15 protein-coding genes are annotated in these 13,769 nt (G+C 64.4%); 12 read left to right on the top strand and 3 right to left on the bottom strand.

Annotated features, from left to right (window positions below):
* Window positions 1-56 precede the first annotated feature (56 nt).
* From rpsR to IWX81_RS07615, 5 genes are all read left to right on the top strand, one after another.
* Window positions 57-320, top strand: coding sequence for a 30S ribosomal protein S18 (gene rpsR, locus IWX81_RS07635; RefSeq protein WP_097061567.1), 264 nt, complete (start codon window positions 57-59; stop codon window positions 318-320).
* A gap of 11 nt (window positions 321-331) precedes the next feature.
* Window positions 332-784: a 50S ribosomal protein L9 gene (gene rplI / locus IWX81_RS07630; RefSeq protein WP_199280720.1), complete on the top strand. Its 453-nt coding sequence runs from the start codon at window positions 332-334 to the stop codon at window positions 782-784.
* Between the two features lie 444 nt (window positions 785-1,228).
* Entirely contained in the window at window positions 1,229-2,662 is a 1,434-nt protein-coding gene (gene dnaB, locus IWX81_RS07625) for a replicative DNA helicase (RefSeq protein WP_199280719.1), read from the top strand.
* Between the two features lie 47 nt (window positions 2,663-2,709).
* The gene (locus IWX81_RS07620) at window positions 2,710-3,324 is read left to right on the top strand and encodes a DUF308 domain-containing protein (RefSeq protein WP_334593511.1); all 615 of its coding nucleotides are present in this window, start codon (window positions 2,710-2,712) and stop codon (window positions 3,322-3,324) included.
* Complete coding sequence (locus IWX81_RS07615; RefSeq protein WP_199280718.1) at window positions 3,321-3,581, top strand: hypothetical protein; 261 nt, start codon at window positions 3,321-3,323, stop codon at window positions 3,579-3,581. The genes IWX81_RS07620 and IWX81_RS07615 overlap by 4 nt, the downstream gene beginning before the upstream one ends.
* Window positions 3,582-3,632: 51 nt before the next feature.
* Here the strand turns inward: IWX81_RS07615 and purB are convergent, their stop codons facing one another.
* Together purB and IWX81_RS07605 are read right to left on the bottom strand one after the other, a co-directional pair.
* Window positions 3,633-5,015 (bottom strand): adenylosuccinate lyase, encoded by a 1,383-nt coding sequence (purB, locus tag IWX81_RS07610; protein ID WP_199280717.1) that lies wholly within the window; start codon window positions 5,013-5,015, stop codon window positions 3,633-3,635.
* The gene (locus IWX81_RS07605) at window positions 5,012-5,455 is read right to left on the bottom strand and encodes a low molecular weight protein-tyrosine-phosphatase (protein ID WP_442977637.1); all 444 of its coding nucleotides are present in this window, start codon (window positions 5,453-5,455) and stop codon (window positions 5,012-5,014) included. The genes purB and IWX81_RS07605 overlap by 4 nt, the downstream gene beginning before the upstream one ends.
* A gap of 280 nt (window positions 5,456-5,735) precedes the next feature.
* Here IWX81_RS07605 and IWX81_RS07600 point away from each other — a divergent pair, with 280 nt between their 5' ends.
* A complete protein-coding gene (locus IWX81_RS07600; protein ID WP_199280715.1) occupies window positions 5,736-6,032 on the top strand; it encodes a hypothetical protein in 297 nt (98 codons plus the stop codon).
* On the top strand, window positions 6,025-7,494 hold the full coding sequence (locus IWX81_RS07595; protein WP_199280714.1) for a hypothetical protein: 1,470 nt from the start codon (window positions 6,025-6,027) through the stop codon (window positions 7,492-7,494). Before IWX81_RS07600 ends, IWX81_RS07595 begins: the two co-directional genes overlap by 8 nt.
* 22 nt (window positions 7,495-7,516) lie before the next feature.
* Here the strand turns inward: IWX81_RS07595 and IWX81_RS07590 are convergent, their stop codons facing one another.
* The gene (locus IWX81_RS07590) at window positions 7,517-7,918 is read right to left on the bottom strand and encodes a phage holin family protein (protein ID WP_199280713.1); all 402 of its coding nucleotides are present in this window, start codon (window positions 7,916-7,918) and stop codon (window positions 7,517-7,519) included.
* A 129-nt stretch (window positions 7,919-8,047) separates the two neighbouring features.
* On the opposite strand from IWX81_RS07590, the gene IWX81_RS07585 reads away from it, so the two are divergent.
* The 5 genes from IWX81_RS07585 to IWX81_RS07565 all read left to right on the top strand — a co-directional run bounded on the left by IWX81_RS07585 (window position 8,048) and on the right by IWX81_RS07565 (window position 13,726).
* Window positions 8,048-9,139, top strand: a complete 1,092-nt coding sequence (locus tag IWX81_RS07585; RefSeq protein ID WP_199280712.1) for a histidinol-phosphate transaminase — start codon at window positions 8,048-8,050, stop codon at window positions 9,137-9,139.
* A gap of 4 nt (window positions 9,140-9,143) precedes the next feature.
* Entirely contained in the window at window positions 9,144-10,271 is a 1,128-nt protein-coding gene (locus tag IWX81_RS07580; protein WP_199280711.1) for a thiamine pyrophosphate-dependent dehydrogenase E1 component subunit alpha, read from the top strand.
* Window positions 10,268-11,248 (top strand): alpha-ketoacid dehydrogenase subunit beta, encoded by a 981-nt coding sequence (locus tag IWX81_RS07575; RefSeq protein ID WP_199280710.1) that lies wholly within the window; start codon window positions 10,268-10,270, stop codon window positions 11,246-11,248. The genes IWX81_RS07580 and IWX81_RS07575 overlap by 4 nt, the downstream gene beginning before the upstream one ends.
* An 80-nt stretch (window positions 11,249-11,328) precedes the next feature.
* Entirely contained in the window at window positions 11,329-12,672 is a 1,344-nt protein-coding gene (locus IWX81_RS07570; RefSeq protein WP_199280709.1) for a dihydrolipoamide acetyltransferase family protein, read from the top strand.
* An 82-nt stretch (window positions 12,673-12,754) separates the two neighbouring features.
* A complete protein-coding gene (locus IWX81_RS07565) occupies window positions 12,755-13,726 on the top strand; it encodes a metal ABC transporter solute-binding protein, Zn/Mn family (protein WP_199280708.1) in 972 nt (323 codons plus the stop codon).
* Window positions 13,727-13,769 lie beyond the last annotated feature (43 nt).

Raw genomic sequence — 13,769 nt, 5'->3', positions numbered from 1 at the left:
GGTGGACAGCTCGATGGGGGCTCAGGCTCATCACTTACTGAAGGAAAAAGAAACTCATGGCTGGAAAGAGCAGCGGCGATCGCCGCAAGCCCATCCGCAAGGGCAAGGACGGCAAGAACGCCGCCCCCGCCAAAGCGATCCGCGTGGGCGTCATCGACTACAAAGACGTCGCGACGCTTCGCAAGTTCATCTCAGAGCGTGGAAAGATCCGCGCTCGCCGTATCACCGGTGTCTCCGTACAGGAGCAGCGCCTCATCGCCACGGCCGTCAAGAACGCCCGTGAGATGGCACTGCTGCCGTACGCAGGCTCGGGCCGTTAAGGAGCACCGATATGTCCAAGTTGATCCTCACGCATGAGGTCACCGGTCTCGGTGCCCCCGGCGACGTCGTTGACGTCAAGAACGGTTTCGCTCGAAACTACCTGATCCCCCAGGGCTTTGCCGTGGCGTGGACTCGCGGTGGCGAGAAGCAGATCGAATCCATCAAGGCAGGTCGCGCAGCGCGCGAGCACGCCACCCTCGAAGAGGCACAGGACCTGAAGGCTCGCCTGCAGGCCACCACCGTCAAGCTCACCGTCAAGGCGGGCGAGGGCGGTCGTCTTTTCGGTTCGGTCAAGACGTCGGATGTCGCAGACGCCGTCGCCGCAGCCGGATTGGGCACCGTCGACAAGCGCAAGATCGAGATCACCACGCCCATCAAGGTGACCGGTGAGCACGAGGCTTCAGTTCGTCTCCGTGACGACCTGGTCGCCACCATCACGCTGCAGGTAGTCGCAGCGAAGTAGCATTGCCCCCCCATGGGGGGTAGACGGCGGCGAGAATTTTCTCGCCGCCGTCTTTACTTTAAGCACAATCATCCGGAGAGTTTCGACATGGTTGTACACAGGAGTGCTCACATTCCTCCAACCCTCAAGTTGCGGTCTAGACATGTTTGTACACACATGGGCGCAAAATCAAAAATGCTGGTCAACATAGCAATTTTCCCATAATCGGGGTAACTTTCCACAGATCAATCCACAGGTTTCGCACACGACTTCCGGCGTTTCCCCCCAGTTGTACACAGCGTCATCCACAGGGTGGCTTGTCGAGGCATCCTGCGCCTCCGTACTGTGGGGCAGCCCCTCCCGATGCGGTTGCGCTGGGGGAAAGCCCAGCTGATATCGCCAGGACCGCGAGTGTCGGCGGACGCGGCTACAACTGAGGCATAGCGTCATCAAACGGAGGGTCGAATGTCAATCGCGCACCTGGGGCTCGCTGGCGAACAGCGACCCGGCGACCAACGACACGGCGACCAGCGCGGCGGCGACCGGGCCCAGGGCGGGGACTCCAGGGCGGATTCCCGGGGCGACAGGGTCCCACCGCACGACCTTCTCGCTGAGCAGAGCTCCATCGGTGGCATGCTGCTGAGCAAGGATGCCGTCGCCGATGTTATCGAGACGGTGCGCGGCCTCGACTTCTACATCCCCAAGCACGAGACGATCTTCAACGCGATCATGTCGCTGTATTCGCACGGGGAGCCGACCGACGTCATCGCCGTCACCGACGAGCTGACGAAGACGGGCGAGCTCAGCCGCGCCGGCGGGGCCGAGTACCTCCACACGCTCACCGCCCTCGTGCCGACCGCCGCCAATGCCGGCTTCTACTCCACCATCGTCGCCGAGAAGGCGGTGCTGCGTCGACTGGTCGAGGCGGGGACCCGAATCGTTCAGATGGGCTACGCCAGCGAAGGTGAGGTCGTGGACCTCGTCAACAACGCCCAGGCCGAGATCTACGGCGTCACCGGTGGCGTCGAGAGCGAAGACTACATTCCCCTCACCGAAGCCGTCACGACGGCCATCGACGAGATCGAGGCAGCTCGAGGGCGCGACGGCCAGATGGTCGGAGTTCCGACCGGATTCGCCGAGCTCGATGAACTCACCAACGGACTGCACCCCGGCCAGCTGATCATCATCGCCGCACGACCGGCCATCGGTAAGTCGACACTCGGCCTTGATATCGCCCGCGCTGCGGCGATCAAGCACGACCTCGCCACGATCGTGTTCTCGCTCGAGATGGGACGCAGCGAGATCGCGATGAGACTGCTGTCTGCCGAGTCATCAGTTCCCCTGCAGCACATGCGAAAAGGCTCTGTGCACGCCAACGACTGGACGACCATCGCCCAGACGCGCGGGCGCATCAACGATGCTCCGCTTTATATCGACGACAGCCCCAACATGACCCTCGTCGAGATCCGCGCGAAGTGCCGGAGGCTGAAGCAGAAGGTCGGCCTGAAGATGGTCATCATCGACTACCTGCAGCTCATGACCAGCGGCAAGAAGGTCGAATCCCGCCAGCAGGAGGTCAGTGAGTTCTCGCGTGCGCTGAAGCTTCTCGCTAAAGAGCTGCGCGTCCCCGTTATCGCGATCTCCCAGCTGAACCGTGGCGCCGAGCAACGCGCAGACAAGAAGCCGGCACTGTCGGACCTTCGCGAGTCGGGCTCGATCGAGCAGGATGCCGACATGGTGATCCTGCTCCACCGTGAGAGCGCGTACGAAGCCGACAACGCTCGCGCCGGAGAAGCCGACCTCATCATCGCCAAGCACCGGAACGGCCCGACCCGCACCATCACCGTGGGCTTCCACGGCCACTTCTCCCGCTTCGTCGACCTTCCGCCAGGATCCTAGGCACCTCCCGGGATTCCGTCTCTCTACAAGCTCGTAGAATAGAACGCGTGGAAGCTGTAACGCCCTGGTACGTGCCTGTGGCGCGAGCTGTACCCGCTCTGGCGCTCTCGGTGGTCGTCGCGTTCACCCCCGATCACTCAGCCCCTCTCGGGTACGTGACCTTCGGAATTTTCGCTGTGGTGACCGGCGCGATCCTGGCCGCCTCCGGGCTCAGGCTGGGTGCGCGCGGGGTCACCCGCTCTGTCACCATCGCGCAGGGACTGGTCTCGGTTCTCGCAGGGATCGTCGCGTTGTCGCTTCCCGCGGGAGGGCTGCCGTTCTTCGTATTCCTTCTCTCGGCTTTCGCCGCCATCACCGGTTTTCTCGAGCTCTACCTCGGGCTCCGCAGTCGTGGGCGCGACCAGTCGGCCAGGGACTGGGTCTTCGTCGGTGCTCTCACAGCGGTGCTGGCGGTCGTCGTGCTGCTCGTACCTCCCGAGTTCCAGCAGGTCTTTTCGGGGCCGGATAACGTCGAGCGGCAGCTGACGGCATCCGTCATCATCGTCGGTGCTCTCGGCGCATACTGGGCGATCGTCGGGGTCTACCTCGTGATCGCGGGCCTGTCACTCAAGTGGGCGAAGACGGATGCCGTCGCTCCTGTCACGGAAGAAGCGTCACCATGAGCAAGCCCAGCCGAAAAGATCGCACCCGCCCGGTCGAGTTGCTTGTGCTCTCGGCCATCCTCGGGGTTTTCGCCGGCCTCGTCGTGTTCATGTCGACGCGCGAGATCGTGCTCGCGCTCATCTTCCTCGGCATTGCGTTCATCGTCTCGCTGGTCGTGCTCGCAATGCTGTCACTCGCCGTGCAGCCGACCGGTGACGAGAAGATCGACCTCGCTCAGCAGGACGACGAGCAGGGCAAACGGCCGCTCGGTCACTGACCCTGCGGCTGACCTGAGCTTCGGCTGACCCCCGCTGATCTGCCGCGACCCTCAGTTCTCGATGTAACCCACGAGCTGTGAGGCGAGCCCGGCATAGGTCGCCGGTGTCAGGATGCGCAGCCGATCCTTCGCGTCCTGGCCGATGTCGAGTCCGTCGATGAACTCGACGAGTTCAGCCTGACCGATGCGCTTGCCGCGGGTCAGTTCTTTGAGAATCGCATACGGATCGGTGATCGAGCTTCGGCCAGCGGTGATCTCAACACGAATGACGGTCTGGATGGCCTCGCCGAGAATCTCCCAGTTGCCATCGAGGTCTGCCGCGAGCCGCTCGCGATCGAGGTCGATTTCCTTCAACCCGCGCAGGATGTTCTCGAACGCGACGAGCGAATGTCCGAAGGCGACTCCGATATTGCGTTGCGTCGTTGAGTCGGTCAGGTCGCGCTGCAGTCGTGAGGTGACGAGGGTTTGTGCGAGAGATTCGAGCAGCGCGCTCGAGAGTTCGAGGTTGGCTTCGGCATTCTCGAACCGGATCGGGTTGATCTTGTGGGGCATCGTCGACGACCCCGTTGCGCCTGCCTGTGGGATCTGCCGGAAGTATCCGGTACTGATGTACGACCACACATCGGTGCACAGATTGTGCAGGATGCGCGCGGCATGGCTCATCTGCTGGTAAAGGTCGACCTGCCAGTCGTGAGATTCGATCTGCGTCGTGAGTGGGTTCCATTCGAGACCGAGGCTGGTCACGAATTCCCGCGAGATCTCAGGCCAGTCCTCGCCGGAATCTGCGGCGAGGTGGGCTGCATATGTGCCCGTCGCGCCGTTGAACTTACCGAGGAACTCCGTGGCCTCGATCTTCGCGGTGATGCGTTCGAGGCGGTGCACGAACACAGCGAACTCTTTGCCCATGCTGGTGGGGGTGGCGGGCTGGCCGTGAGTGTGGGCGAGCATCACGTCATCCCGCAGCTCGATGGAGAGGGAGCGCAGTGACTCGATCACCGCCCGCAGCTTCGGAAGCCAGACCTCGCGCACGGCCGCGCTGATCGTGATGGCATACGACAGGTTGTTGATGTCTTCGCTGGTCGCCGCGAAGTGGGTGAGCTCTGCGATATCGGTGAGTCCGAGCTCGGCGAGCTTGGCACGGACGAGGTATTCGACGGCCTTGACGTCGTGGCGAGTCGTCGCCTCGAGCGTGGCGAGCTGGTCGATTTCGGCCTGCCCGAAGTCGGCGGCGAACTCCCGCAGCTGTCGGGCCTGCTCGTGGTCGACCCGTCGGGACCCCAGAAGCTCGTGGTCGGTCAGGTAGAGCAGCCACTCGACCTCCACTCGTACCCTGGCCCGGTTGAGCCCGGCTTCCGAGAGGTGGTCGCCGAGGCCCGTGACCATGGGTCGGTATCGTCCGTCGAGCGGGCTCAGTGGTTGTTCGGGCAGGCTCATAGTGTTCCCTGTCTGATTCCTGGTGTGATCTGGCGAAAGAGTGCGGCGCAGGCCTTTTCGATCATCGACAGCACCTGGTCGAAGAGTGCGGCGTCAGAATAGTACGGGTCGGGGACGTCGTTCATCGGGGACTGCTTACTGTCGAATGACAGCAGAAGTTGCACCTTTGATCGATCCTGGTCCGTCGATGCCCACGACTTGAGAGTGCGCTCCTGGCTGCGATCGAAGACGACCACGAGATCGAGTTCATCGAACCAGGCCGGGTCGAACTGCCGCCCGCGATGGCCGGAAGCGTTGTATCCCCTGGCAGCCAGTGCCGCGAGCGTGCGGTCGTCGGCCGGTTCCCCGACGTGCCAGTCGCCCGTGCCGGCCGACGTGATGGAGAGGTTAGCGCCGAGCCCGGATTGGGAGGCCAGTCGCTTCAACACTGTCTCGGCCATGGGTGAACGGCAGATGTTGCCTGTGCAGACGAAACACACGCGAAATCGTGCGGTTTCGATGAAGCTCTGCTCAAAACTCACCAGCCTATTGTTGCGCAGTTCTTCTCGCCCACACGAAACGATTCTCTGCGGTCGCCACCAGTCGGGATTTCGAGGCCCACGCTGGAGACGGCCAGGACACGCTGTAGCCAGCACCACGCATCCAGCAACGCACCGCATGCAGCAGTGACTCGTTTCCAGCAATAACTCATATCCAGCAACGACTCGGGAAAGGCCACAGTTGAACCACTCGACGGACCTCGTGACGGGGAGCACCCCCGACACCCAGGTGGCGCGGCAGGTTCTCGCCGCGCTGGAGCGACAGGCGCGCGAACTCACCCACCTGCTGTGGCGGCTGGAGCGTGCCCGACGGGTGCTCGTCCCGGCCACAGTGGATTCGTGGCGTGGACTGTCGAAACTGGCGTTCGACTCGGCGCTGGGAGGGCTGGAGACGACAATGGATGACGCCATCGCGACCGTCGGTGCGGCTATCCAGTCGACCCGGAACGCGATAGCGACGATGAGCTCAGATGGGTGACGAGCTGATCATCGGAGGCAGTGGATCCTTCGCCGTCGGTACCGATGAATTGTTCGCCTGCGCCGAGCAGTTGCGAGAGCTGGCGAGGGAGATGTCGACCCTCGGCAGCGACCTGGCCGTGATCGACTCGCTCGTCGCCGGTTGGCAGTTGAGGTCGGCAGCCGTGCCCGCGAGTGCCTCCGATGCCGATGCCGGGATCCAGCGGGCGAGAGTGGTCGTGGCGGAGGTCGAGCTCCAGTCGAGGGTCATGGATTCCGCAATCCAGGCCGCAGCGTCCGGCTACGGATTCGCCGAGCATTTCGTCGGCCGCATGATCCACGAGTTCACGGGCCAGTTCGGGGCGATGCTCGCGCGGTTCTCGCCCGTGCTGCTGCTCGCGACCCTCGCCGGAACGGCCGTCGTCGGCATCGCGGGCGGGCTGCTGATCGAGAAAGCGAATGCTCCTGCCACAGGTCCGAATCGGCCGAACCGTTCCCCGCTCAGCACGTCCAGGCCGGGCCGCCCCGGCGAATCGGCACCATCGTCCTGGTTCAGGGAGCACAACGAGATCATCACCAATCCCCTGACCGTGGATCTCGTGCGCATAGCCTCACAGGCCTCTGGCGACGTGGTGGCCGGAGCGCTTGGAGTGCCACCGCAACTGACCAGTCTGCTCGGTGGCGCCGGGGTGGTGATCGGCTCGACCGCGGTGATGCGTGCTGGGGCCACCCTCGGTTTTTTGAAGGAAACCCCGGTGACGCTGGCCGATTCGCATCCGCAGGCCGTATCGGGCGGGCCGAACGGATTCGCCGAACGGCTGTCGCGTGTGCCGGACACCGCAGCAACGGATGGCGCCCAGGTAGTGATCGAGAAGTATTCGACACCGGGCGAGGCCGACAGGTTCGAGGTATACATCGCCGGCACCGTGACCTTCTCACCGACGGCAGACAGTGAACCGTTCGACATGACGAGCAACATGGCGAACGCGGCCGGGTTCGGTGGCGGGAGTTACGCTTCGGTCGCCGCGGCGATGGAGCTCGCCGGAATCGATGAGTCGAGCCCCGTCCAGTTCACCGGCTACTCGCAGGGAGGTGGAACGGCGGCACGACTGGCGGCATCCGGTGACTACAACACTCAGGGGCTGGCGACGTTCGGCGGCCCCACGGGGCAGGTCCGGATCCCCGAGGGATTTCCTGCGGTGATCGTCGAGCACACCGACGACATAGTTCCCGCTCTCGGGGGTGAACAGGTCAACAACCATGCTGTGTTGGTGGAACGGGCGGTGTTCGCCGGACGCGAGGTTCCTGCCGACTATGCGGTGCCTGCCCACCACTACGAGTACTACGAAGAGACGGCGCGACTCATGGATGTGGCGCGGAGCGACGATGTGACGTCGGCGCGTTCCCGACTCGATTCGTTCGGCAGCGGAGCGACCTCCGTCACCAGCACGGCGTACCAGTTCGAAAGAGTGCCTCAGAAGTGAGGGCTCCGTGACCGCGCCGCCGCTAGCTGCGTCGCGACGAGTTGACCACGGGACGGAGCACGATTCCGATCAGCCAGCTGATCAGGCCGAGCACCAGCGCGCCGAGCACTCCCCACCAGAAGCTCTCCACGACAAGGCCGAAGCCGAACAGCTGGGACAGCCAGGCCGCCAGCAGCAGAAGCAGGCCATTGACGATGAGAGAGATCAGGCCGAGAGTCAGGATGTAGAGGGGAAACGCGACGATGCGGATGACGTTACCGATCACGCCATTGACGATTCCGAAGATCGCGGCCACCAACAGGTAGGTGAGCACTGTTTCGAGGGTGCCGCCGGGGGCAAAGGCCTGAACGCTGACACCCGCAACCAGCAGTGTCGTCAACCAGAGAGCCACGGCGTTGATGAGCAGGCGCACAATGAGTTTCATGGCATAACTATGCACCGAGGGCATTGCACCGTGCAAAGGTCCGCTGCCTGGACGCGCGCACTGCGGCTGGCGTCGCCACGATAGCCGCGCCAGTGCCGCTGGTGGGACCTGCCAGTTTAGGCTGGGGCGGTGACCTCACCGAGAGTACGACTGCGCCCCGAGATCGAGACGCTTCAGCCATACCGGCAGGGCAAGCCCGCCGCAGCCAAGGCGTTCAAGCTGTCATCGAACGAGAACCCGTTCGAACCGCTGCCCTCCGTGCTCGAATCGCTCAGCCTCGCGGGAATCAACCGGTATCCGGATGCCACGGCGAGCGAGTTGAGGTCCATCCTGGCCGCGCGCCACGGCGTCGAGTCTGGGCAGGTGCAGGTCGGCGCGGGATCCGTGTCGGTGCTCGCCCAGCTGATTACCGCTGCCGCCGCTCCCGGCGATGAGGTGGTCTACTCATGGCGCAGTTTCGAGGCATACCCGGGGCTTGTCACGACAGCGGGGGCGACATCCATCCAGGTGCCGAATACGCCGGAGCACGGGCACGACCTTCCCGCCATGCTCGCGGCCATCACCGATCGCACGAGGCTCGTCATCGTATGCAGCCCCAACAACCCGACGTCGACAGTGGTGTCGCGCTCGCAGTTCGCGGAGTTCATGGCGGCCGTGCCGCAGAGCGTGCTGGTGGTGCTCGATGAGGCCTATGCCGAATTCGTCGTCGACCCTGAGGCCGTGAGCGGAGACGGGCTGCTTTCCGAATATCCGAACCTCGTGCTGCTGCGGACATTCTCCAAGGCGTTCGGGCTGGCCGGGCTCCGGATCGGCTACGCCGTCGGTCCCGAGTACGTGATGGAGGCCGCGAGGGCCGTCGCGATCCCGCTGTCGGTGACCGGTCTCGCGCAGCAGGCGGCCATCCTGTCGCTGCAGCACGAGGATGAGCTGCTCGATCGGGTGGCCCAGCTCAACGAGGTCAGGACGCGTGTCGCGGACGGCCTGACGGCTCAGGGCTGGAACTTCCCCCAGCCGCACGGCAACTTCGTCTGGCTGCCGACCGGTGAGCACACCGCCGCCGCGGCAGAGGTGTTCGCCAGTCACTCAATTGTGGCCAGGGCGCTCATCGACGGGCTCCGCGTGAGCGTGGGAGAGGCAGAAGCTGTGGACAAACTCCTAACGGCCGCGGCTGAGGTTGTGCGTATGCAACGAACGTCTCCGACGACAGGCGGGTTAGGTTAGAGCAATGCATTACACCCCAGCGACGGTGCAACTCCTGTCAACGGAAGGCAAAATCGTCACAAGCGATGCTGCCGCCGAATACCTTCCCTACATCGAGCAGCTCAGTGACGAGCAGCTCAGGGACTTCCACCGAAACATGGTCGTCATGCGGATGATCGACCTCGACGCCGCGAACCTGCAACGTCAGGGCCAGTTGGCGATGTGGATTCCGAGCCTCGGCCAGGAAGCCGCGCAGGTCGGTTCGGGCTTCGCCGCCAGGCCACAGGATCACCTGTTCCCCGCCTATCGCGAGCACGCGGTGGCTCGCATCAGGGGCGTCGACCCGATCAAGCTGATCGCGTTGCTGCGCGGGCTCAGCCACGGAGGCTGGGACCCGAAAGAGAACGGCAACTTCCACCTGTACACGCTTGTCATCGGTTCGCAGACGCTGCACGCGACAGGCTTCGCGATGGGCATCCAGCTGGATGGCGCGACGGGCACCGGAAATCTCGACACCGACGAAGCCGTCATGGTCTATTTCGGCGATGGAGCCACGAGCCAGGGTGACGTGAGCGAGGCTCTCGTGTTCGCGGCGAGCTACCAGACCCCCGAGGTGTTCTTCCTGCAGAACAACCACTGGGCGATCTCGGTGCCGGTGACGAGGCAGTCCCGCACGCCGCTCTACCTGCGTCCGTCGGGGTTCGGCATCCCCTCTGTGCAGATCGACGGTAACGACGTGCTCGCGAGCTACGCGGTGACGAGGGCCAATCTCGATGCCACCCGCAGCGGCGACGGGCCGAGGTTCATCGAGGCGCTGACCTACCGCATGGGCGCTCATACGACGAGCGACGACCCCACGAAGTACCGGAAGTCCGAGGAACTCGAGTTCTGGACGGCGGCGGATCCGATCAGCCGGTTCGAGGCCTATCTGAGGTCGCGAGGCGAAGGCGACGGGTTCTTCGCGGAGGTCGCGACCGAGGGCGCGGATGCCGCGTCTGACATCCGCCGTCGCATCCACGATCTCGGCACGCCGTCGGTCTCGAGCATGTTCGCTCACGTGTATTCAGAGCCGCACCCGGTGATGGATGCCCAACTCGCCTGGCTCGAAGCGTATGAGGCCTCGTTCGCCGGCACGGAAGGCGGCCACGCATGAGCACGCAGTCACTGAGTCTCGCGAAGGCCATCAACCTGGGATTGCGCCAGGCCCTGCTCGACAACGACAGAGTGTTGCTCATGGGGGAGGACATCGGCCCGCTGGGTGGAGTCTTCCGCGTGACAGAGGGCCTGCAGGCCGAGTTCGGTGACAACAGGGTGCTCGACACCCCACTCGCCGAGTCCGGCATCATCGGCACGGCCATCGGCATGGCGATGCGCGGGTACCGACCCGTTGTCGAGATCCAGTTCGACGGATTCATCTTCCCCGGATTCGACCAGATCACGTCCCAGCTCGCCAAGCTGACCGCTCGACACGAGGGTTCGCTGAGCATGCCCGTCGTGATCAGGGTTCCCTACGGCGGACACATCGGTGCCGTCGAGCACCACCAGGAGAGCCCGGAGGCGTACTTCGCGCACACGGCCGGCCTGCGCGTCGTGACCCCATCCACTCCTCACGATGGCTACTGGATGATCCAGGAGGCCATCGCCAGCAACGATCCCGTGATGTTCTTCGAGCCGAAGAGCCGTTACTGGCCCAGGGGCGAGGTCGACATGGACGCCAGCGGCAGCGCGCTGCACTCCTCTCGAGTGGTTCGCGAGGGAACAGACGTGACGGTGCTCGGCTACGGTCCGATGGTGAATGTGTTGCTGCGCGCCGCGGAGTTCGCGGCCGAGGAGGGTCGAAGCGTCGAGGTCATCGACCTGCGATCGATCTCACCGATCGACTACGACCCTGTGGTGGCGTCGGTGCAGAAGACCGGCAGGCTCGTCATCGCCCAGGAGGCGCCCGGCTTCGTGTCGGTCGGGTCCGAAATAGCGGCGACGATCACCGAGCGCGCGTTCTATTCGCTCGAGGCTCCGGTGCTGCGTGTCGCCGGATTCGATACACCGTTCCCTCCGGCGAAGCTCGAAGACATCTACCTTCCGGATGCCGATCGGGTGCTCGAAGCCGTCGACAGGGCCATGGCCTACTAGGGCCGCCCGGCAGCTTCACCCGGCAGCCTCACCCTGCACTTTTCAGACCCGGCACTTTTCAGAACAGGAGCACGGCGAACATGGCGAACTCAGATTTCACACTTCCGGATGTTGGCGAAGGGCTCACCGAGGCCGAGATCGTCTCGTGGAAGGTCAAGGCTGGCGACACGGTCGTCGTCAACCAGGTGCTCGTCGAGATCGAGACGGCCAAGTCCCTCGTGGAACTGCCGTCCCCGTTCGCAGGCACGGTCTCGGCGTTGCTGGTGGAGGAGGGGCAGACCGTCGAGGTCGGCACCCCGATCATCTCGGTTAGCGCCCAGGGTGCCGAAGTCGAGCTCATGGCGCCGGCCGGAGCCGACGAGTCGATCGTGGCCGACACCGCAGCGACGGTGGCGCCCCAGGAGGAGGGCTCGGGGGCCGTGCTCGTCGGCTACGGAGTCAGCGGCCACGGTGCATCCCGCCGCCGGGCAGCCGCACCGGTGGCACCCCCGACACCGGGTGCTGGCGCGGCCGCACCTCGGGCTGCTGCACCTCGCGCACTTGCCGCACCGCCGGCCGGGGCATCCGTCACCATCACGAAGCCACCGATCCGCAAGCTCGCGAAAGACCTCGGCGTCGACCTGTCGCTCGTGGTCGCGACGGGCCCGATCGGCGACGTCACTCGCGACGACGTGATCCGCCAGGCCTCGCAGGTGAGTGTCTTCCGCAACATCCAGACTCCGGAGTGGGGTGAAGAGCGCGAAGAGATCATCCCCGTGAAGGGCGTGCGCAAGGCGATCGCGAAGGCCATGGTCGGCAGCGCGTTCTCGGCTCCCCACGTCAGCGTATTCGTCGATCTCGATGCGACGAGGACGATGGAGTTCGTCAAGCGGCTCAAGAACTCGCCGGACTTCGCGGGGATCAAGGTCTCACCGCTGCTCATCGCGGCCAAGGCCGTGATCTGGGCGGTGCGACGCAATCCCACGGTCAACAGCACGTGGACCGATAAAGAGATCAGCGTCCATCACTATGTGAACCTCGGGATCGCTGCGGCGACCCCGAGGGGACTCGTCGTGCCGAATATCAAGGATGCCCACACCCTCTCCCTGCGCGACCTCGCGACCGCTCTCGAGCAGTTGACGATCACCGCGCGAGACGGCCGGACCCAGCCCGCGGAGATGGCGGGGGGCACCTTCACGATCACCAACCTCGGCTCGTTCGGCATGGATACGGGCACCCCGATCCTGAACCCCGGCGAGGCCGGAATTCTCGCGCTCGGCACGATCAGGCAGAAGCCGTGGGTCGTGGACGGGGAGGTCAGGCCGAGGTTCGTGACCACGCTCGGCGGCAGCTTCGACCACAGGGTCGTGGATGGTGACGTGGTGAGCAGGTTCGTGGCGGACGTCGCCAGCGTGCTCGAGGAACCTGCGCTGCTGCTCGACTAGCGACTCTCTTCGAGGACCGCCGCGGTGGTGCGCTATGCTGTTGATAACGAATCTCATTACCGTTCCAGCTAGAGAGCCCTTCATGCGCCACTCCATTCCTGTCCTGGCCGCCGTTGCCATCACCAGCCTCGCCCTCGCCGGGTGTTCTGCCGCCCCTGCGTCACCAAGCTCAGGGGTGTCGATCGTCGCCACCACGAGCGTGTATGGCGACATCGCGCAGAGCATCGTCGGTGAGTTCGGCACCGTGACGAGCCTGATCAGCGACTCCTCGGTCGATCCGCACAGTTTCGAGGCCTCGGCTCGCGACCAGCTCGCCATCGCCGACGCCGACCTCGTGATCGCCAATGGCGGGGGATACGACCCCTTCGTGTCGGCCCTGGTCGAGGCATCCGGGACGAAAGCTGTGGTTGTCCAGGCCGTCGAAGCTTCGGGACTGCTCGACCACGCCGAGGGCGACCACACTGACGAAACCCCTGCGGCCGACGACAGTCACGACGACAGTGACGACGCCACCCACGACCACATCGAAGGGTTCAACGAGCACGTCTGGTACTCGCTGCATGGGATGACTCACGTGGTGGAGCACATCACCGACGAGCTGGTTGCGCTCGATCCGGCCAACGAATCGACATTCGAGGCGAATGCCGAGGAGCTCACGACGAAAATCGAGGCTCTGGAGACCAGGACCGACGAACTCACGGCGCAGATCAACGGCGGCGGTGCTGCCGTGACCGAACCGGTTCCGCTGTACCTGCTCGAGGCCGTCGGCCTGGAAAACCTCACCCCGGCCGACTTCACCGAGGCGATCGAAGAGGGAAACGACGTTCCTCCGCTCGCGTTCGAGCAGACCGTGGACCTTTTCGCCGCCGGGGACGTGCGACTGCTGGGGTACAACGAGCAGACCGCCAGCCCCGAAACCGAACGAGTGCGCCAGGCCGCGGAATCCGCTGGTGTACCCGTTGTCGTGTTTACGGAGACCCTGCCGGAGGGGGCAGACTACGTGTCGTGGATGACCGACAACCTCGACGCTCTGGCGGAGGCACTTCAGCTGTGACGCCCAGTTCCATCGAGAACATCAGTTCCATCGACAACAGTGG

The organism is Salinibacterium sp. CAN_S4 (genome assembly GCF_015752305.1).
Taxonomy (GTDB): domain Bacteria; phylum Actinomycetota; class Actinomycetes; order Actinomycetales; family Microbacteriaceae; genus Rhodoglobus.
The sequence above is the reverse complement of the archived record's forward strand: the minus strand, read 5'-3'. Positions and strand labels throughout refer to the sequence as shown.

Excerpts from the sequence above, each read along its gene's own strand:
- rpsR (WP_097061567.1), top strand. The coding sequence starts at position 57 with ATGGCTGGAAAGAGCAGCGGCGATCGCCGCAAGCCCATCCGCAAGGGC.
- rplI (WP_199280720.1), top strand. The coding sequence starts at position 332 with ATGTCCAAGTTGATCCTCACGCATGAGGTCACCGGTCTCGGTGCCCCC.
- dnaB (WP_199280719.1), top strand. The coding sequence starts at position 1,229 with ATGTCAATCGCGCACCTGGGGCTCGCTGGCGAACAGCGACCCGGCGAC.
- IWX81_RS07615 (WP_199280718.1), top strand. The coding sequence starts at position 3,321 with ATGAGCAAGCCCAGCCGAAAAGATCGCACCCGCCCGGTCGAGTTGCTT.
- purB (WP_199280717.1), bottom strand. The coding sequence starts at position 5,015 with ATGAGCCTGCCCGAACAACCACTGAGCCCGCTCGACGGACGATACCGA.
- IWX81_RS07605 (WP_442977637.1), bottom strand. The coding sequence starts at position 5,455 with ATGGCCGAGACAGTGTTGAAGCGACTGGCCTCCCAATCCGGGCTCGGC.
- IWX81_RS07595 (WP_199280714.1), top strand. The coding sequence starts at position 6,025 with ATGGGTGACGAGCTGATCATCGGAGGCAGTGGATCCTTCGCCGTCGGT.
- IWX81_RS07590 (WP_199280713.1), bottom strand. The coding sequence starts at position 7,918 with ATGAAACTCATTGTGCGCCTGCTCATCAACGCCGTGGCTCTCTGGTTG.
- IWX81_RS07580 (WP_199280711.1), top strand. The coding sequence starts at position 9,144 with ATGCATTACACCCCAGCGACGGTGCAACTCCTGTCAACGGAAGGCAAA.
- IWX81_RS07575 (WP_199280710.1), top strand. The coding sequence starts at position 10,268 with ATGAGCACGCAGTCACTGAGTCTCGCGAAGGCCATCAACCTGGGATTG.
- IWX81_RS07570 (WP_199280709.1), top strand. The coding sequence starts at position 11,329 with ATGGCGAACTCAGATTTCACACTTCCGGATGTTGGCGAAGGGCTCACC.
- IWX81_RS07565 (WP_199280708.1), top strand. The coding sequence starts at position 12,755 with ATGCGCCACTCCATTCCTGTCCTGGCCGCCGTTGCCATCACCAGCCTC.